Origin of the sequence: Limnobacter sp., assembly GCF_036405155.1 — a bacterium.
Taxonomy (GTDB): Bacteria; Pseudomonadota; Gammaproteobacteria; order Burkholderiales; family Burkholderiaceae_B; genus Limnobacter.
Map to the genome: position 1 here is coordinate 113,432 of NZ_DASWYD010000003.1, position 15,849 is coordinate 129,280.

Here is a 15,849-nt window from a genome sequence, read left to right on the forward strand (position 1 = left end):
ATATCAAATTCGAAAGCTCAACCGGCAAATAACCGCTTTGGCCGAATAGCGGCCATCATCAATCCGCACGGCCTTTTGCCAACCACGCAGCCGATTGTGTTGCAGCCAAGCGCACCAAATCCCCTTGCGCCAGCGACAATTCTGGCAAATGCAAACCCCAGTTCATGCCACCAATAAATTCACCCGGGTAGTCGTCGGCACGCCCATCGGCGGCGTCTGCCAATATTTCAAGCTCCAGGTAGCTCACACCGTTGGGCCCCACTTTGCATTCGGCTTTGAGCTGGTTGGGCATGCTGTAGTACAGCGTGCTGATGGTGAGGTTGTTCACCGGGTTGGCATACGGCCCACCGGTGCCGCGCGGAATGAGCAACGCCTGAAACACAGGGGGCAACACGCGCGGTATGTGGGGGTCGGTGGTGGCTGCGCCGCCGGCCAGTGCAGCGGGGTTGACGCACAAGGCTTGCGTGCCGGGCACAGTGCTTAAGCCAAAGCGTGGGTTGGCCAGTTGGGGGTCGCCTTTGCGGTAGGTGGAAAATGCAATCACGCAACCGGTTTGGCTTTCACTTCGGCAGGCGGGCACTTGTTTGAACGAGCCCCCCACATCCTGCCCAATGGGCACCAACACATTCGAGCCGGGAATGTGTGCAGCAATCAGCCGGTTGAGCAGTTCAGGTTTGGTTTCAATTTCTTCGGCAATTAAACGCCGCAACAGGCCTGACCCCTGCGAATGCCCCACGAGTACAAAGCCGCGGCCTTCGCTCAAATTGGCAATGTAGTGCTTGAAGGCATCCAGCACATCGGCATAGGCCACTTCGCCTGCGTTGGCGGCAAAGTTGTCGGGCAGTGCGCTGCTGGCAAAACTTTGCAGGGCCAGCGTGGTCAGTGTGCGTTGTTTGTACACCGGTGCAAACTGGCGGCACACGCTGCCGTACAGGCCCAGTTGCAGGGCAGTGGTTTGCTGCTCTTGAAGGTCGGTGATTCGGTCGGAGTTTTCTCCGGGGTCGGGGCTCACAGTGGGGTACACATAGAAGCAATCCACTGCCGGTGCAGCCGCTGGCCTGTAAGGTTTGATGGTGGCCGGTGCATTGCCAGCAGGCACCACCGTGGTGTCGAAGTTACCCAGGCACACATTGCGCAAGCCAGTTAACTCAGGGTGGCACAACCAGTTTTGCGTGCCTTGGTAAACGGTGCTTTGGTAGGCGCCGTAGGGGTTGGGTGTAAAGCCGCTGGCGGTGGTGCGGCCGTTGATGGCCCCTGTTGAGTTGTCTGAGCCGCCGCAGGCGGCCAGCAAGCCGATGAGCAAGCATGTGGCTATGGCGCCAATGCAGCGCTGTGTGGTGTTCATGTGTCCCCTCTGTTGTTCGATTGCACCATGCGCGCCATCTCTGTGTGCGTCTCGGTGGGTGTTTTCATCAACCCTTCAACCACAGTTTGCCTGTTTTCTGGTGGCTGGTTTTGGCTCACCTTCCATTTGCCTTGCCACCGCAGAATATTCAAGCGAATGCCCACAATGTGGTTCAGCAGTGTGCGAGTAAATTCCTCGGGTGCGTCGGCCACCTGCCACGGTGTAGGTTGCGTGGCTTCATGGTGTTGTGTCAGCGTCGTCAAAATGCCCAGCAACTCGGCGGGTTCGTGAACGGCTTGCAATGTGCAGTGCACATGCACCACGGCGTAATTCCAGGTGGGCACCACTTTGTGGTGCACGGCTTTGGTGGCATACCAGTTGGGCGAAATGTAGGTGGACGGCCCCTGAAACACCAGCAGCAGTTCTTCCTCGGCAGGCGCTTGCCACAGCGGGTTGTTTTTGGCCACGTGGCCAATCAGCGTTCCCAAACCGGTGTCACTGGCTTCATACAGCAGGGGTACATGGTCGGCCGTTAGTCCATCCGCTGTTTGGCGCACCACGGTCGCCAAGGGGTAGTCGCGCATCAGCGCCAGCAGGGCGGGCGCTCGGTCTTCCTGAAATTGTGTGGGGTTGTACATGGCGATGCTACAGCTGAATGGGTTGGTGGGGTAACGCCTCGGTTGCCAGTATTGCAAGGCTTTGGTTCTGCAGCAATAGCATGGATTGTGTTCATACCCCCATCGAAATCATTCATGCTGCAATGCACCCAGCCTGCGGTTGTGGACAGTACACTGGCCCAGTGTTTAACCGTGTTGAGGGCCACCTGATGCAATCGTTGAAACCTGCTGCTGTGTTGGCAACTGATGTGCCGTTGCGCGCCAGGCCATCGGTGTATCCGCCCAATTTGCATGCGCGCATACGCGGCCGGGAAAAGCGCGCTTTGGGCGATTTTTTTGGTTTGAAAAATTTTGGTGTGAACCTGACCCGTTTGCCGCCGGGGGCTGCATCTTCCTTTCGGCATGCCCACTCGCGGCAGGATGAATTTATTTATGTGCTGCAGGGCAACCCGGTTTTGCACACCAATGCGGGACGGCAAGTGTTGAGCCCTGGCATGTGTGCCGGCTTTCCCGCAGGCACGGGCGATGCACACACCCTGTTGAATGAGGGTACCGAGGATGTTGTCTATCTGGAAGTGGGGGACCGCAGCGATGGTGATTCGGTGAGTTACCCCGATGATGATTTGGCTGCGCAATTTGTGAATGGTGCCTGGGTGTTTAGCCGCAAAGACGGCACGCCGTTCTAAAAGGACGACACCATGGACAAACCATACACCGGCCAGTGCCTTTGCGGGGCAATTCGCTATGAGGCGGTTGGCCAGCCCATGTTCATGGGCAACTGCCATTGCCGGGATTGTCAGCGCTCCTCGGGTGGTGCTTTTGTACCGGCCATGCTCTTTCGGGACGATGCGGTGCAGGTTGAAGGTGAGCCGCGCTTTTACAGCTCACCATCGGACAAGGCAAGCCAGCACAGCCGGGGGTTTTGTCCACACTGTGGCTCGCAGTTGTTTGCCCGGTTTGAACGCATGCCGGGTATGTTGGGCATCAAGGCGGGAACTTTGAATGAGCCCCGTCAATACAGGCCCATGCTAGACTTTTTCGTGACCAGTGCGGCGCCCTGGTGTGTGATGAACCCGGACCTTCCGAAGAGGCCTGGCCCTGCTTGAGAAGGATGTTCAATGCCCAGTCGTTTGCCCAAATATTCAGCCAGCAAGCTGCCCAGCGTGCCGGAGCTGATTGCATTCGAGGCCATCGCCCGCCACAAGAGTTTTTCCAAGGCAGCCGATGAGTTGTCGATCACGCAAAGTGCAATCAGCCATCGCATTCAGCAATTGGAAAGTCGACTCGGTGCCATCCTGTTCCAACGGCAGTCTACTCAAACCGAGTTAACAGCGGCTGGATTGATGCTGCTTCCGGGCGTGCAGTCTGTGCTGGTGGGTATGCAACAGGTGGTAAACACTGTGCAGTCAAATGCGGTTCAGCGGGTGCGGCTCAGCTTGCCACCCATGATGGGTTCCCATTTGGTGAGTCACTTCCTCACGGCCTTTCAACGCGAGAACCCCAAGATTGATCTGGAAATTTCCATCACTGGAACCTATGTAAACCTGAAAGGCGGCGAGGCCGATGTGGGGGTGCGCATGGGCACGGCAGACGATTGGCCCGGCTTGGTCAAATCCAGGTTCATGGGGGTCTGCCTGGTGGCGGTGTGTAGCCCGGCCTATTTGAAAGCCAACCCATGGGTTGCCGAGCCCGCCGAGATGCTGAAAGCCACCCTGTTGCGCCAGGCCATTTACAAATGGTGCGACTGGTTTGCTGCGCAGGGCGTGGTCTGTGAGGAGCCCCAGCGTGGTCCGTTTTACAGCGATGTGTATTTGCTGTTGCAGGCCTGTGAGCTGGCCCAAGGCATCGCCTTGGTGCCCAGGGCATTGGTGGAGCAAAAACTGGACGACGGCAAGCTTGTGCAGGTGACAGATTTTGGTTGGAACACAGGAAAGCAATTTTATGTGTGCGCCTCACCGCAGGCATTGGAACAGGCTCAGGTTCGCCGCCTGTATGACTGGCTGGCTGCTCAGGTGGCCAGCCTGTAATGGATGGTTGCAGTGCCTTGCGCCAATGGCCTTTGCTTGCAGCGCATTAGGGCTGTTACAAACACCAAGGTCTGGGTAATGCGAAGCACCTTGACTTGCACCGTGAGGATGTCGTTCTCGTGGGCCGGGCTGGTCAGTGTGGCATTCAGCGCAACAGTGGCCATGGTGCGAATGCTGCCACGGGCCTGGATTGCATGCCAGGCCGCATGGCCCATGGTCAGGTCCAGTAGGGTGCAAAAAAAGCCGCCATGCAACTGCCCAGCTGCATTCAAATGGGTTGCCTGTACTGTGCAGGTATACCAGTCGCTACCCCGGTGATGCCGGTGTTGCATGGGCGAAAACAATGCCATCACGGGGCTGACTGTAGAGTCCAGCAATGTCCAATCTGGGGTAAAAACTGGGGTCAGGCTCATGCCGTGAGCCCGACCGGGTGATTGCTGAGGCAACATGCCACGGCGTCTTCCAGTCGATCATCTCCCCAAAACAGTTCGGTACCCACGACCATGCTGGGGGCGCCAAACAATTGCAGGCGGTCTGCCAGTTCCGTGCGCTCACGCAACAGGCCCTTGGCCTCATCCGAGCCAGCATGGGCCATGATGTCATCCGGGTTTAAGTTCAATTGCTGCAAAATTCGGGAAATCACCTCGGGCTGCGCAATGTCTTGGTTGTGAACAAAATAGGCTTGCAGCACCCGTTGGCAGAATGTGTCGTGCCAGTGGGCGTCCGCATAAGCACTGGCGATGCGGGCAGCCCGTATGCTGCCAACGGGAAACTGAGTCGGTTGACGAAACTCAATCTGGTGTTTGCGTGCTTGTCGTGCCACATCCAGCCACATGTAGTCCAGCTTTCGGGGTTGTGCCAAAAATGGGCTGGATTGCCAGCCCAGCTTTTGAAAAATGGCACCCAAGGCAATGGGCAACAGCCGAACCTGAATGTTCAGTGGTTTTGTGATGCGGTGTACTCGCGCAACCGCCAAGTAAGAGTAAGGGCTTGAGAAGTCGAAGTACAAATCAATGTGCGGCGTGGCGGTGGTGTGCATGCATGTTGCTCCAGTGTGGTTGAGGCCTTCAGTGTTCACTGTGTGCAGCCAGCGCAGGTCAAATTGTTTTGATGGGGCCATTCATTTCTTTCAAGCTGCGTTTGCAACCACCGGTTTACCGTGGGTGGGTCATCCACTCCATCCACCCAGGTAACAACCATGCATTCCATTTCTTTATCGCTGCGCTGCGTGGTGCAGCGTTACACCGTCACAGGCTGGCTGCTGGCCATGCTGGGGGTATTGCTGTTGGGCGCTTGCAAGGTTGATGCCTTGCCGTCCGATTCCATTTATTCGGGCAATGGTGTGCGTTTGTCGATTGCTGAATACGGCAATCCGAACGGGCCGCCTGTCTTGTTTATCCATGGTTTGGCTGAAAGCGGTGATGTTTGGCAGGCCCAGACACACGCACCGGCATTGCAGGAATACCGATTGATCACCATGGACTTGCGGGGGCATGGCCAGTCGTCCAAACCCATGGAGCCTTCGGGTTATCTGTCGGCCAATGTGTGGGCCGATGACGTGTTTGCCGTCATTCACCATTTGGGTTTGAGAAACGTCACGCTGGTGGCCCATGGTCATGGTGCAGCTGTGGCGCTGGATTACCTCGCACTGTATGGTGAGCAGCGCACTCGCTCGGTCATGCTGGTTGATGCAATCACGCACAGCGAGCCTTCTGGAAAACCGGACACCCACTTTCAAGGTTTGGTTGCCAAGACTCAGCCAGCGCAGGTTTCTGGCGTGTTGGCCTGGGCGCAAGACAACCTGGGCAACACCGTGGACCGCACGGTGTATGGCCGATGGGTGGCCAATGCCATGCTGACACCTGTGCCGTTGCGTCGGTATGTATTGGGTCGGCAGGTGGATCACCGCGCGACCCTTCAGGCGCTGCGCGTGCCCCTGTTGTTTGCACAGGGGCAGCAAGACCCCTTGGTGCCGTTGGGGCTGGTGCAAGATCTGGTGGACAGCACGCCGATGGCACGACTCACGGTGTTTCATCAATCCTTTCATGCGCCGTTTGCGACCGAGGCTGCGGCTTTTAATGCAGCCTTGATCGACTTGGTTCAACAATCCAGCCCTCGGAGTTAAATCATGCCTTGTTTGACTCCCCACGACACGCAGGCACCCATGCATTATTTGAGTGCCCATGCCCAGGGCGCTGCAGTGTCCATGCTCACTGGTGAGGTCATTGGCGACAATCGCAATCCGTTTCGTTCACGTCTGGAATGGATAACCGATTGTCGGCCAGCCACGCAAAGGCCCCAGTTGCACACGCAGGGTTGGACCTGGACACCCATTGAACCGATGCGATTGGATGACGTGGATTTGCCACATCGCAGCAGTGTTGAAGCGGTGGAGAATGTGGTGCTGCGCTTGACTGGTGGGCAGCGGGTTCAGGTGTTTGACGCGGCAGTGCGACGTGTGCAAACAGTGGACTCATCCCCGGGTGTTGGCCGCGACAGCCGCATGTCAACACCGCAATCGGTGCAATTGGCCCACTGCGATTACACCCCCGATTCTGGCCGTGCCTGCATTCAAAGAAACACAACGTGGGACATGCATTGTGGGCGAGTCTGGATTGTGAATGTGTGGGTACCCCTGAACGCAGCGGTGACCAACCCGCCATTGGCCATCGGCATCCCTGGGCATGGCCAGCTGTTTACCGGGCCCTGCCAACTGGTGTATACCGACCGTACGGGTTCGATGAATTTGGTGAAGGACTCGTCCAGCCTGAAATGGTGCTACGTGAAAGGTTTGAATGTGGACGAGGCACTGGTGTTTAAAACATACGACTCGGCCCCGTTGGTGGATGAGTGGGTGAGCACACCCCACAGTGCTTTCTGGAACAGTGCGGATACGCTGGAGCCTTTGCGGCAAAGCATTGAATTTCGTTGTGCAGTTCAGTGGATTGATGGGTAGGTGCTTGGTATGCCGTTTGTTCTCGACCATGTGATGGTGTGTACCGATGCGGGTGCGCCCGAGTTGAATGCCTTGTTGGAAGCTGGCTTTAGAGAGGGCAGCAGCAATGTGCACCCGGGGCAGGGAACGGCCAACCGCCGTGTATTTTTTGAGCATGGGTTTCTGGAGTGTTTGTGGGTTCACAGTGTGAATGAGGCCACATCACCGAAAACTCAGCGCACGCAGCTGTGGGAGCGCTGGGCTGGACGCAAGAGCGGGGCCAATCCATTTGGTTTGTGTTTTGCACCGGCCTCGTCGGCCCCTGATGGTTTGCCGTTTGAATATTGCCTTTATCAGCCGGATTATTTACCGACGGAAAAATCGATCTATTTTGCGCAGGACAATCCACTGCACGAGCCGCTGTTGTTTGCTCTGAGCTGGCCACAAATTGCCTCAGCCAACGCCTTGCAGCCCACAACCCACGCGCTGGCATTTCAGGGTATGCAGACGGTGTCCGTTGGGCTTGTGGATGCTTCATCGCTGTCCCCACCGTTGTTTGCCGCTGTGCAGGCCGGGTTGGTTCGGGTGCACGCGGCACCACAGCCAGAGTTGGTGATTGAGTTCACTGCAATGCAGGCCGTGGAGTGTCGACTGCCCGCCTTGGGGTTGGTGATGGTGGGCAAACCCTCGGCTTAGCCAGCAGGCCGCGGTGCCTTCAGCAAACCCATGTTGCCCAAAATGCGCTTGGCATTGTCATCACAATCCATGTCGGCAGGTTTGTCTTCAATGAGCGCAATCATGTTGTTCAGTTGCGCTTTGCCCTGGGCCAGTTTGGCTTCCAGGGTTTCAATGTCGGCCACCTTCTTTTTCAGCATGCTGAGCAATTCATCGTGTTTCCAGTGGCTGAGGTCGCCGGGCAACACCTGTCGAATTTCATCCAGTGTGAAGCCTGTTTGTTGGGCACTGCTGATGATGGAAAGGATGGAAGCCGCCTCGGGCGGATATTCCCGATACCCATTGGACTGGCGACTCACCGCGGTAATCAAGCCTTTGGATTCGTAAAAACGAATGGTCGCTGCCGACAGGCCGCTGAGTTTGGAGAGTTCACCGATTTTCATTGTTTGAGCAAAGGGTATTGACATTAAAGTTAACTTTAAGCTTAAAGTTTCGCCATTGCAACGACATTTGCCAAACCGGAGACGCCCGTGAAAACCTTTACACCCCTGACATTGCCAAACGGCACGCAGCTGCCCAACCGCTTGGCCAAGGCTGCCATGGAAGAGAACATGGCCAATGCAGACCATGCGCCGTCCGAAGCGCTGATTCGCCTGTATGGCGAATGGGCTGCGGGTGAGGTGGGCCTCATGATCACGGGCAACGTGATGATTGATCACCGGGCCATGACAGGCCCCGGCGGTGTGGTGCTGGAGTCGGATTTGCATGCCGAGTTGTTCAAGCGCTGGGCGAAAGCCGCCAAAGCCAAAGGCGCGCAGGTGTGGATGCAGATCAACCACCCGGGGCGGCAAATGCAGGCCAACCTGGGCCAGCCCACGGTGGCCCCATCGCCCGTTGCGTTGGACATGGGCAGTTTCTCCAAGCAGTTTGCTGTGCCGCGAGAACTGACTGAGGCCGACATTGCAGACCTTCGCAACCGGTACATTCGCACCGCTGTGTTGGCCGAGCAATACGGGTTTGATGGTGTGCAAATTCACGCCGCACATGGTTACCTGTTGAGCCAGTTCTTGTCGCCCATCACGAACAAGCGCGCCGACCAGTGGGGCGGCTCCATTGAAAACCGGGCACGCTTGCTCACCGAGGTGGTGAAAGGGGTACGCAGCCAGGTTGGGAAGCAATTCTCCGTTTCAGTGAAAATCAATTCCGCCGACTTCCAACGCGGTGGGTTTAGCGAAGACGATGCCAAGCGCGTGATCGAGTTGTTGAACCCCTTGGGTCTGGACCTGATTGAATTGTCGGGCGGCAGCTACGAGGCACCCGCCATGCAAGGCCAGTCGCGCGACGGGCGCACACTGGCGCGTGAAGCCTACTTTTTGGAATTTGCAAAAGACATCGCCCAAGTGGCCAAGGTGCCCATCATGGTGACGGGCGGTATTCGCAGATTACCGATAGCAGAACAAGTGCTGGACAGCGGCATCGACATGGTGGGCATTGCCACCGCGCTGGCGCTTAACCCCATGCTGCCCGCCGAATGGAAAGCGGGTCAACAGGCCGCACCCGAACTGCGCCCCATCACCTGGAAGAACAAGGTGTTGGCATCGCTGGCTTACATGGCCATGGTGAAATACCAGCTTCACCGAATGGGGAAGGGGCGGCAGCCCAACGGACAGGTGTCTCCCTTGAAGGCATTGCTCAAGCAACAGTTGGAAACGGTGTTCAGAACGCGCCAGTATCGGCGGTGGGTTGGTTCCTTGGGTCAGTAAGCCTCGAGAGCCAACTGTTGAAACGCTCATGCGGTGGGCTTAGCTCACCGCTTGTTTGTGGGGCTTGACCCGAATGCGTCCCTTTTTTTTGGCATGCCAGAGATCGTATTGAAGCTGCTCCCTTAGCCAGATTTCCGCGTCTCCACCAAGCCACTGCGCCAATCGGAGTGCCATTTCAGCACTGATTCCGGCTTTCCCGTTTAATACCCGCGACAGTGCAACGCGAGATACACCCAATTCATTGGCTGCACTGGTGACGGTTAGTCCGAGTGCCGGCAACACATCCTCTTTCAGTTTTTCGCCAGGGTGGGGCGGATTGAATAATTTGCTCATGTGAAATGCTTAGTGGTAGTCAAGGTAGTTAACAATCTCGACATCGTCCCCGACAAAACGAAATGTCATGCGCCAGTTCCCGCTCACCCAAACTGACCAGTGGCCTTTTAAAACACCGTCGAGTGAATGTAGATTCCAGCCTGGAATGTCCATGTCTTGTGGTGAGTGCGCTTCATCAAGGCGTGCCAACTGGCGCCGTAGTTTATTGGCATGGTCTGGGCGAATACCAGCTTTCGAACCTGTTAGGTAAAACTTTTCTAGTCCTTTGTGTGCGAAAGTTTTAATCATTCAAAATGTATCGTGTAGCGTTACGGTTGTCAATCGGAGGCTTTGTAACGATTGAAAAAATCAAGCCGGACAACACACGATATTGAGTGATTCACTGACAGGGTTACAAGCGCATGGCCGCTTGCATCACTCGTTTCAAGAAACAGTTGCTATTTGAGCTTGGCCAAAAACCTGTCGAGTTGGTTGGCAAAAGCCTGTCGGTCTGAATTGGACAGTGCCGGAGGGCCGCCCGTGTCCACACCGCTGCTGCGCAGGCTGTCCATGAAGTTGCGCATGGTCAGGCGCTCTTCAATATTGGCTTTGCTCAGCATTTCACCACGGGGGTCAATCACAAAGGCCCCCTTGGCAATGACATCCGCGGCCAATGGAATGTCGGCGGTAATCACCAAGTCGCCGGCTTGGGCTTCTTCAGCGATTCGTTTGTCGGCCACATCGAAACCGCGCGGCACCTGAATGGCTTTAATCCACCGTGAAGGGGGCGTGCGCAGCATTTGGTTGGCGATCAAGGTGACGGGCGTCTGTGTTCGGTCTGCAACGCGGAAAAGAATTTCTTTAATGGCCACTGGGCAGGCATCGGCATCCACCCAAATTTGAAAGTTGCTCATTCGTCCGACACCAATCGAACCATGTATTGCCCCGATTTGTCGTCCCGGACCAGCACCAGCAGCTTGTGCTTTTGTGCATCCAGCACCATTTCGCGAAATGAGCGGTAGCCATAGCTGGACTCGGTAAAGCCCGGGCGGCGGCGTTGCATGGTGGTCTTCACCATAGAGCCCCAAATTTTTTCATCCGACCCACGTTCGGAAATCAGTCCCTCCACCGTTTCCACCAGGAAGTCCATGGCCTCTTGGCGCTTGTCGTCATCGGTTTTGGGCTCCGCTGGTTTGGTGTTGTCCGTGGTGGTTTTGGCAGGGGCTTTTTTTGCGGCTGCTTTCTTTTTGGTTTCTTGCTTGCGCACCAGGTCGTCGTAAAAAATAAATTCGTCGCAATTGGCGCTCAGCAAATCGGAGGTGGAGTCTTTCACGCCGATGCCGATCACGTGCTTGTTGTTCTCTCGGAGCTTGGACACCAAGGGGGAAAAGTCGGAATCCCCACTGATGATGACGAAGGTGTCCACATGCGCTTTGGTGTAGCACAAGTCCAAGGCATCCACCACCATGCGAATATCAGCCGAATTTTTTCCAGATTGCCGCACATGGGGAATTTCAATCAGTTCAAATGCGGCTTCGTGCATCGTTGACTTGAATTCTTTGTAACGCTCCCAGTCGCAATAGGCCTTTTTCACCACAATACTGCCCTTGAGCAGCAGGCGCTCCAGCACTTTGCGGATGTCGAATTGGGCATATTTGGCGTCGCGCACGCCCAAGGCCACGTTTTCGAAGTCGCAAAACAGTGCCATGTTGGTGATTTCGGTTTGACCGGCCATTGGAATCCTTCGGGAAATTAAATGTCGATAATGTTTGCAATTGTTGCAGAACGAGAGGATAGTGCAACCACGCGATCTTCAAGACCAGCTTTTGCTGCTGGGTTTTTTATCCGCCATGCGCGGTATTCTGCCTTTCATCCGTTTGCCTTCTTGACTGTCGTCCCATCGGGGCAACACCCCTCATTGTTTTTTCAGGAGTTTCAAGAATGGCTACAGGTACAGTCAAGTGGTTCAACGATGCCAAGGGTTTTGGCTTTATCGCCCCATCCGATGGTGGCAAAGACCTTTTCGCCCATTATTCCGCAATCCAGAGCTCGGAATTCAAGAGCTTGTCTGAAGGGCAAAGTGTGACGTTTGACGTGACACAAGGCGCCAAAGGTCCTCAGGCGTCCAATATTCGCGCCGCTTAAGAAGGATTTGGCATGGCCAAAGAAGAACTGCTTGAAATGAATGGCATGGTGGATGAAATTCTGCCGGATTCCCGCTACTTGGTGACCCTTGAAAACGGTCACAAACTGATTGCGTACAGCGCAGGGAAAATGCGCAAGAATCACATCCGCATTATTGCGGGTGACCGTGTATCGCTTGAAATGTCGCCTTATGACTTGAGCAAAGGGCGCATCACTTTCCGGCACATTGATAACCGTGGCACGGGGCCAGCCCCCGCAAAGCGCCGTTATTGACAAGCATGCGTGGACAGGCTGGTGTGCTTACACCAAGCCTTGCTCCACCAGCACATCATTGACCAACTCCAGTCGCAGCAAAGGATTGTCCAGCGCCAGCAACTGCAGTTTGGTGTCTTTCTCCAACGGCAAAATTTCGCACCAACGGTTGGCCACCCAGGCGCAATCGGTGAGCCTGTAGGGCTTCTCGAACGGCCATTGTTCGGCCGCCACACCTTGTTCTTCCAGGTTATCCAGTAGCTCGCTCAATCGACGTGCGCTGGCCTTGAGGTCATCGGGTACGGGTACCTCTGGTTCGGGTTCCAGCACCCGCACACGCCCCATCCAAAGACCGCTTTTTTCCTGGCTGGCATCCACCAGCTCAAAGCGTTGGCTGCCCTTGCAGCGAATGCGCAGTAGGGCAGGGCTCAGCGCTTCACACTCTTCCACATGCACCAGGGTGCCAAAGCGCGCCAAGCTGAGTTGTTCAGCCGGTTTGCGCACTTCATGGCCTTCCAGCAGGCTGATGATGCCAAATGGAGAATGTTCACGCAGGCAGCGCCGCACCAAATCGAGGTAACGCACCTCAAAAATTTGAAGGGGCAAAATGCCGCCCGGGAACAGAACCGTACCCAATGGGAACAGGGGCAGCGCTTGCGTCGGTGTTTCGGTGGGCGTGTTCATGCGGCAGGCCTACTGTGGTTTGGTGGGCTTTTCAGCCACGGGTAAGCCGGCTTCCTTCCAGGCGCGAAAGCCCCCTTCAACATGGGTAACAGGGGTTAGACCCATGTCCTGCAAGGCTGCCGTGGCCAGGCTGGAACGCCAGGCCGACTGGCAATACAGCACAAATTCCTTGCCGCTGCCGAAAATCTCTTTGTAGTAGGGGCTGGCTGGGTCCACCCAAAATTCCAGCATGCCGCGGGGGGCGTGAAAAGCGCCGGGAATCATGCCTTCCCGCTCCAGTTCGCGAGGGTCACGAATGTCCACAAACACCACATCGGGGTTGTTGAGCTTGGCTTTGGCTTCGTCCAGGCTCAAGGTTTTTATTTTTGCGCGGGCTTCCGCGATCAGGGCTTGTACGCCTTTGGTGATGGGCATGGTGAGCTGTCTCCTGCTGTACTGCTGTGTGTACAGTCTAGCCCACCTGCCTTGACAATGCACACTAGCAAAAACACCTGAACCAAGAGGCGTGCATACAGCAGAGCCAGCGGAAATTGGGGAAACAGGTCGGGGTGCATCACCATGTGAATATTGGCCGGCGTGACAGCCAAGGTCAGCAGGAACAGCCCGGCCGAGGCCAGCCGACGGGTGGTCGCAATCAGTAAGCCGGTCGCACCCAGCAACTCCAGCACGCCACTGACCCAAATCACCTCGGTGGGATAAGGCACCCAAGGTGGTGTGATGCTGACAAAAAAGTGTGTGGCCACGAAATGGCCTACACCACCGATCACAAACCACAACACCACGAAGGCGCGGGCCAACAACGACACATTCAAAGTCAACATGGCGAACATCCAATACGGTTTAGAGGGTTGCTGGGGCCGGGTGCGTGGCGTAGGCGGATAAAAACACGGCCGGCTGGCGCTTGGGCCGCCCGGTGGCCATGTCCACACACACCCACTGGGTCAGGCCTTTGGCAATCAACGCGCCATCGCGTTCACGGATGAACTCAGTGGCCCGCCACATGTCGCTGCGGCCCTCGTTGCGTTGTACCCAGGTGGCCACGTACAAGGTGTCGCCAGCGTAGCTGGGCTGCACGTAGTGAATGTCGTGCTTGCGGGCCACGCAGCCCATACCCAGTTGAACATAGTCATCAAAGGTCAGGCCTTGGGTGGCTGAATGCAGCCGTGCAATGTCCTGAATCCAGCTGAGGTACACCACATTGTTGGTGTGGCGGTATTCGTCCATGTGCACGTCTTGAACCTGCACCTTGGCCACAAAGGGATTGGGCACTGACCACTTCAGGCCTGAAGCGGTATCCAGTTCGTCGGTGGTCAGTGCGTCCATTCAGCCCTTGTTAGAAGTACATGCGTTTAATCATGTAAGGTACCACGCGCGCAGCGGACAGCAGGAACTCGCCAATGCTGCGGGGCGAGCCCAGTCGAATGGCGTGCTTCAGCACGTTGTAGGTGGCGCGGTCCTGCGGGTACCACCACAGGTTGCGGCGCGCGCGCAACAAGTCCCAATTGATGGCTTTCAGACGGCTCATTTCGATGAGGCCTTCCGGGCCGTGTGTGCGGCCAATGCCCGACTCGCCGGGGCCACCCCAAGGCAGGTCCGACATGCCGTGGGTGTACAGGTGGTCGTTGATCACCACCACACCGCCACGCACCCGTTTGGCCAGTGCCTTGCCCTTGGCTGTGTCGCGGGTCCAAATGGATGCTGACAGCGCCATGGTGCAATCGTTGGCCAGCGCCACGGCTTCATCCAGCGTGTTGAACTTCATGACCGGCAACACGGGGCCGAAGGTTTCCTCGCGCATCACCGCCATGTTGTGGTTCACATTCGTGAGCACGGTGGCCGGGAAAAACTCACCCTGCAGCCCCGCTTGCAATTGAGCCTGGGCTTCAATCTTCGCTCCAGCAGCCACCGCTTCTTCCACATGGCGTTCGACCAGGCGGCGTTGTTTGGCGGTGGTCATGGCGCCCACGTCGACTGTGCATTGCGCGTTGGGTACACCTTGGCGCAGCGCACGTGTTTTCTCAGACAGCAAGGCCACGAAGCGATCGTACACAGACGCGTGCACGTAAATGCGTTCCACACCGGCACAGGACTGCCCGCTGTTTTGGAAACCGGCCCAAGCTGCACCGGCTGCCGCCCTTTCCAGGTCGGCGTCTTCCAGCACAATCATCGGGTCTTTCCCGCCCAGCTCCAGCGACAACGGTGTCAGTGTTTTGGCGGCTTGCGCCATGAGGTCTTTGCCGGCCGGCACCGAACCAGTGAAGAAAATCTTGTCCACACCATGGTTAAAAAATGCCGTGGAAATGTCGGCACCGGGGCCAACAATGTGGTGGAACAGGCCTTGGGGCAGTTCGCCAGCGGCCACAATCTCTTCAATGGCCTTGCCCACCATCGGCGTGGCGGCAGCCACTTTCAGCAGGATGGCGTTGCCGGCCATCAAGCCCATCACGATTTCGCCAAAGGGAATGGACAAGGGGTAGTTCCAAGGGCTGATGATGGCCACCACGCCCAGGGGTTCGTGCGTCACCAAGGAGCGTTTGCCGATCCAGATGATGCTGGAGGCCTCGCGCCGTTGGGGCTTCAACACCTTGGCGGCATTCTTGCTGTACCAGTTGCAAGCCAGGGTGCAGGGCAGCACCTCGGTGGTGAGTGCGTCCATGAATGTTTTGCCGCTGCTCTGGCTCACAATGCCAGCCAGGCGGTCCGCGTTGTTCACAATGTATTCGCGCATTTTGCGAATGTGCCGCGCACGCTGGCGGAAGCTCAACTCACCCCACAGGGCTTGCGCCTGCCGGGCCGATTCAAAAATCGCGGGCATCTGTTCAATCGGGGTGTTCACGAGTGCGCCCAGTGCTTGGCCTGTGGCGGGGTTGGTGCCCACGGTTTGCGCCAGGGCTTTGGAGTCGGCCAGATTCATGACAAAGGTCTCCGTCAATGTGAAAATGATTATTGTCAGTTTGGCGCTTAGTGTGCAGACGCAGGTAAACAGTTGTCAACATGTGGCGTGGAGGATGGACTCGAAAAAATCACTGTTTTGGGTGACTGGGCCTGCAACATTACCGGCTTGCGCGGTGGCAGGCCTTTCGGGGACACTCAC

General features: G+C 56.7%; 23 protein-coding genes. 9 read left to right on the top strand and 14 right to left on the bottom strand.

The features are described 5' to 3' along the window. Window positions 1-58 precede the first annotated feature (58 nt). Together VGE55_RS03015 and VGE55_RS03020 are read right to left on the bottom strand one after the other, a co-directional pair. Window positions 59-1,345: a DUF3089 domain-containing protein gene (locus tag VGE55_RS03015; RefSeq protein ID WP_331130238.1), complete on the bottom strand. Its 1,287-nt coding sequence runs from the start codon at window positions 1,343-1,345 to the stop codon at window positions 59-61. Further along, on the bottom strand, window positions 1,342-1,983 hold the full coding sequence (locus tag VGE55_RS03020; protein ID WP_331130239.1) for an FMN-binding negative transcriptional regulator: 642 nt from the start codon (window positions 1,981-1,983) through the stop codon (window positions 1,342-1,344). Before VGE55_RS03020 ends, VGE55_RS03015 begins: the two co-directional genes overlap by 4 nt. 80 nt (window positions 1,984-2,063) lie before the next feature. On the opposite strand from VGE55_RS03020, the gene VGE55_RS03025 reads away from it, so the two are divergent. From VGE55_RS03025 to VGE55_RS03035, 3 genes are read left to right on the top strand one after another with little or no spacing between them, the layout of a single operon-like run. Continuing rightward, window positions 2,064-2,648, top strand: coding sequence for a cupin domain-containing protein (locus tag VGE55_RS03025; protein ID WP_331130240.1), 585 nt, complete (start codon window positions 2,064-2,066; stop codon window positions 2,646-2,648). Window positions 2,649-2,660: 12 nt separating this feature from the next. After that, window positions 2,661-3,068, top strand: coding sequence for a GFA family protein (locus tag VGE55_RS03030; RefSeq protein WP_331130241.1), 408 nt, complete (start codon window positions 2,661-2,663; stop codon window positions 3,066-3,068). 12 nt (window positions 3,069-3,080) lie between these two features. Next, window positions 3,081-3,989 (top strand): LysR substrate-binding domain-containing protein, encoded by a 909-nt coding sequence (locus tag VGE55_RS03035; protein WP_331130242.1) that lies wholly within the window; start codon window positions 3,081-3,083, stop codon window positions 3,987-3,989. On the opposite strand, the gene VGE55_RS03040 is transcribed toward VGE55_RS03035, so the two are convergent. Both VGE55_RS03040 and VGE55_RS03045 read right to left on the bottom strand, forming a co-directional pair. Continuing rightward, entirely contained in the window at window positions 3,971-4,402 is a 432-nt protein-coding gene (locus VGE55_RS03040; protein ID WP_331130243.1) for a PaaI family thioesterase, read from the bottom strand. The genes VGE55_RS03035 and VGE55_RS03040 overlap by 19 nt on opposite strands. Then, entirely contained in the window at window positions 4,399-5,028 is a 630-nt protein-coding gene (locus VGE55_RS03045) for a 2-hydroxychromene-2-carboxylate isomerase (RefSeq protein WP_331130244.1), read from the bottom strand. Before VGE55_RS03045 ends, VGE55_RS03040 begins: the two co-directional genes overlap by 4 nt. A 159-nt stretch (window positions 5,029-5,187) precedes the next feature. On the opposite strand from VGE55_RS03045, the gene VGE55_RS03050 reads away from it, so the two are divergent. From VGE55_RS03050 to VGE55_RS03060, 3 genes are read left to right on the top strand one after another with little or no spacing between them, the layout of a single operon-like run. Continuing rightward, entirely contained in the window at window positions 5,188-6,114 is a 927-nt protein-coding gene (locus tag VGE55_RS03050; RefSeq protein WP_331130245.1) for an alpha/beta hydrolase, read from the top strand. 3 nt (window positions 6,115-6,117) lie between these two features. Next, entirely contained in the window at window positions 6,118-6,945 is an 828-nt protein-coding gene (locus VGE55_RS03055) for a CmcJ/NvfI family oxidoreductase (protein WP_331130246.1), read from the top strand. Between the two features lie 9 nt (window positions 6,946-6,954). Beyond that, window positions 6,955-7,620: a VOC family protein gene (locus VGE55_RS03060; protein ID WP_331130247.1), complete on the top strand. Its 666-nt coding sequence runs from the start codon at window positions 6,955-6,957 to the stop codon at window positions 7,618-7,620. On the opposite strand, the gene VGE55_RS03065 is transcribed toward VGE55_RS03060, so the two are convergent. After that, window positions 7,617-8,042, bottom strand: a complete 426-nt coding sequence (locus VGE55_RS03065; RefSeq protein ID WP_331130248.1) for a MerR family transcriptional regulator — start codon at window positions 8,040-8,042, stop codon at window positions 7,617-7,619. The two genes, VGE55_RS03060 and VGE55_RS03065, sit on opposite strands and share 4 nt — an antisense overlap. 87 nt (window positions 8,043-8,129) lie before the next feature. On the opposite strand from VGE55_RS03065, the gene VGE55_RS03070 reads away from it, so the two are divergent. Next, a complete protein-coding gene (locus VGE55_RS03070) occupies window positions 8,130-9,362 on the top strand; it encodes an NADH:flavin oxidoreductase/NADH oxidase family protein (RefSeq protein WP_331130249.1) in 1,233 nt (410 codons plus the stop codon). A gap of 39 nt (window positions 9,363-9,401) precedes the next feature. On the opposite strand, the gene VGE55_RS03075 is transcribed toward VGE55_RS03070, so the two are convergent. From VGE55_RS03075 to VGE55_RS03090, 4 genes are all read right to left on the bottom strand, one after another. Beyond that, window positions 9,402-9,695 carry a HigA family addiction module antitoxin gene (locus VGE55_RS03075; protein ID WP_331130250.1) on the bottom strand — a complete coding sequence of 98 codons (294 nt, stop codon included), beginning with the start codon at window positions 9,693-9,695 and terminating at the stop codon, window positions 9,402-9,404. Between the two features lie 9 nt (window positions 9,696-9,704). Then, a complete protein-coding gene (locus VGE55_RS03080; protein ID WP_331130251.1) occupies window positions 9,705-9,983 on the bottom strand; it encodes a type II toxin-antitoxin system RelE/ParE family toxin in 279 nt (92 codons plus the stop codon). 149 nt (window positions 9,984-10,132) lie between these two features. Then, a complete protein-coding gene (locus VGE55_RS03085; RefSeq protein ID WP_331130252.1) occupies window positions 10,133-10,588 on the bottom strand; it encodes a YaiI/YqxD family protein in 456 nt (151 codons plus the stop codon). Continuing rightward, on the bottom strand, window positions 10,585-11,409 hold the full coding sequence (locus tag VGE55_RS03090) for an NYN domain-containing protein (protein WP_331130253.1): 825 nt from the start codon (window positions 11,407-11,409) through the stop codon (window positions 10,585-10,587). Before VGE55_RS03090 ends, VGE55_RS03085 begins: the two co-directional genes overlap by 4 nt. A gap of 206 nt (window positions 11,410-11,615) precedes the next feature. Here VGE55_RS03090 and VGE55_RS03095 point away from each other — a divergent pair, with 206 nt between their 5' ends. After that, window positions 11,616-11,819 carry a cold-shock protein gene (locus tag VGE55_RS03095; protein WP_331130254.1) on the top strand — a complete coding sequence of 68 codons (204 nt, stop codon included), beginning with the start codon at window positions 11,616-11,618 and terminating at the stop codon, window positions 11,817-11,819. 12 nt (window positions 11,820-11,831) lie between these two features. Beyond that, window positions 11,832-12,092: a translation initiation factor IF-1 gene (infA, locus tag VGE55_RS03100; protein WP_331130255.1), complete on the top strand. Its 261-nt coding sequence runs from the start codon at window positions 11,832-11,834 to the stop codon at window positions 12,090-12,092. Between the two features lie 27 nt (window positions 12,093-12,119). On the opposite strand, the gene VGE55_RS03105 is transcribed toward infA, so the two are convergent. Genes VGE55_RS03105 through VGE55_RS03125 form a run of 5 tightly spaced genes read right to left on the bottom strand, consistent with a single transcriptional unit; the run spans window position 12,120 to window position 15,669 of the window. Beyond that, the gene (locus tag VGE55_RS03105) at window positions 12,120-12,755 is read right to left on the bottom strand and encodes an LON peptidase substrate-binding domain-containing protein (protein ID WP_331130256.1); all 636 of its coding nucleotides are present in this window, start codon (window positions 12,753-12,755) and stop codon (window positions 12,120-12,122) included. 9 nt (window positions 12,756-12,764) lie between these two features. Continuing rightward, the gene (locus tag VGE55_RS03110; protein ID WP_331130257.1) at window positions 12,765-13,169 is read right to left on the bottom strand and encodes a rhodanese-like domain-containing protein; all 405 of its coding nucleotides are present in this window, start codon (window positions 13,167-13,169) and stop codon (window positions 12,765-12,767) included. Further along, window positions 13,139-13,576, bottom strand: a complete 438-nt coding sequence (locus VGE55_RS03115; RefSeq protein WP_331130258.1) for a DoxX family protein — start codon at window positions 13,574-13,576, stop codon at window positions 13,139-13,141. Before VGE55_RS03115 ends, VGE55_RS03110 begins: the two co-directional genes overlap by 31 nt. Before the next feature lie 19 nt (window positions 13,577-13,595). After that, window positions 13,596-14,078 (bottom strand): acyl-CoA thioesterase, encoded by a 483-nt coding sequence (locus VGE55_RS03120; RefSeq protein ID WP_331130259.1) that lies wholly within the window; start codon window positions 14,076-14,078, stop codon window positions 13,596-13,598. Window positions 14,079-14,088: 10 nt separating this feature from the next. After that, window positions 14,089-15,669 (bottom strand): aldehyde dehydrogenase family protein, encoded by a 1,581-nt coding sequence (locus VGE55_RS03125; protein ID WP_331130260.1) that lies wholly within the window; start codon window positions 15,667-15,669, stop codon window positions 14,089-14,091. Between the last annotated feature and the right edge of the window lie 180 nt (window positions 15,670-15,849).

Coding starts and splice junctions, on each gene's coding strand:
- VGE55_RS03015 (WP_331130238.1), bottom strand. CDS start 1,345: ATGAACACCACACAGCGCTGCATTGGCGCCATAGCCACATGCTTGCTC.
- VGE55_RS03020 (WP_331130239.1), bottom strand. CDS start 1,983: ATGTACAACCCCACACAATTTCAGGAAGACCGAGCGCCCGCCCTGCTG.
- VGE55_RS03025 (WP_331130240.1), top strand. CDS start 2,064: ATGGATTGTGTTCATACCCCCATCGAAATCATTCATGCTGCAATGCAC.
- VGE55_RS03030 (WP_331130241.1), top strand. CDS start 2,661: ATGGACAAACCATACACCGGCCAGTGCCTTTGCGGGGCAATTCGCTAT.
- VGE55_RS03035 (WP_331130242.1), top strand. CDS start 3,081: ATGCCCAGTCGTTTGCCCAAATATTCAGCCAGCAAGCTGCCCAGCGTG.
- VGE55_RS03040 (WP_331130243.1), bottom strand. CDS start 4,402: ATGAGCCTGACCCCAGTTTTTACCCCAGATTGGACATTGCTGGACTCT.
- VGE55_RS03045 (WP_331130244.1), bottom strand. CDS start 5,028: ATGCACACCACCGCCACGCCGCACATTGATTTGTACTTCGACTTCTCA.
- VGE55_RS03050 (WP_331130245.1), top strand. CDS start 5,188: ATGCATTCCATTTCTTTATCGCTGCGCTGCGTGGTGCAGCGTTACACC.
- VGE55_RS03055 (WP_331130246.1), top strand. CDS start 6,118: ATGCCTTGTTTGACTCCCCACGACACGCAGGCACCCATGCATTATTTG.
- VGE55_RS03060 (WP_331130247.1), top strand. CDS start 6,955: ATGCCGTTTGTTCTCGACCATGTGATGGTGTGTACCGATGCGGGTGCG.
- VGE55_RS03065 (WP_331130248.1), bottom strand. CDS start 8,042: ATGAAAATCGGTGAACTCTCCAAACTCAGCGGCCTGTCGGCAGCGACC.
- VGE55_RS03075 (WP_331130250.1), bottom strand. CDS start 9,695: ATGAGCAAATTATTCAATCCGCCCCACCCTGGCGAAAAACTGAAAGAG.
- VGE55_RS03080 (WP_331130251.1), bottom strand. CDS start 9,983: ATGATTAAAACTTTCGCACACAAAGGACTAGAAAAGTTTTACCTAACA.
- VGE55_RS03085 (WP_331130252.1), bottom strand. CDS start 10,588: ATGAGCAACTTTCAAATTTGGGTGGATGCCGATGCCTGCCCAGTGGCC.
- VGE55_RS03090 (WP_331130253.1), bottom strand. CDS start 11,409: ATGGCCGGTCAAACCGAAATCACCAACATGGCACTGTTTTGCGACTTC.
- VGE55_RS03095 (WP_331130254.1), top strand. CDS start 11,616: ATGGCTACAGGTACAGTCAAGTGGTTCAACGATGCCAAGGGTTTTGGC.
- infA (WP_331130255.1), top strand. CDS start 11,832: ATGGCCAAAGAAGAACTGCTTGAAATGAATGGCATGGTGGATGAAATT.
- VGE55_RS03105 (WP_331130256.1), bottom strand. CDS start 12,755: ATGAACACGCCCACCGAAACACCGACGCAAGCGCTGCCCCTGTTCCCA.
- VGE55_RS03110 (WP_331130257.1), bottom strand. CDS start 13,169: ATGCCCATCACCAAAGGCGTACAAGCCCTGATCGCGGAAGCCCGCGCA.
- VGE55_RS03115 (WP_331130258.1), bottom strand. CDS start 13,576: ATGTTGACTTTGAATGTGTCGTTGTTGGCCCGCGCCTTCGTGGTGTTG.
- VGE55_RS03120 (WP_331130259.1), bottom strand. CDS start 14,078: ATGGACGCACTGACCACCGACGAACTGGATACCGCTTCAGGCCTGAAG.
- VGE55_RS03125 (WP_331130260.1), bottom strand. CDS start 15,669: ATGAATCTGGCCGACTCCAAAGCCCTGGCGCAAACCGTGGGCACCAAC.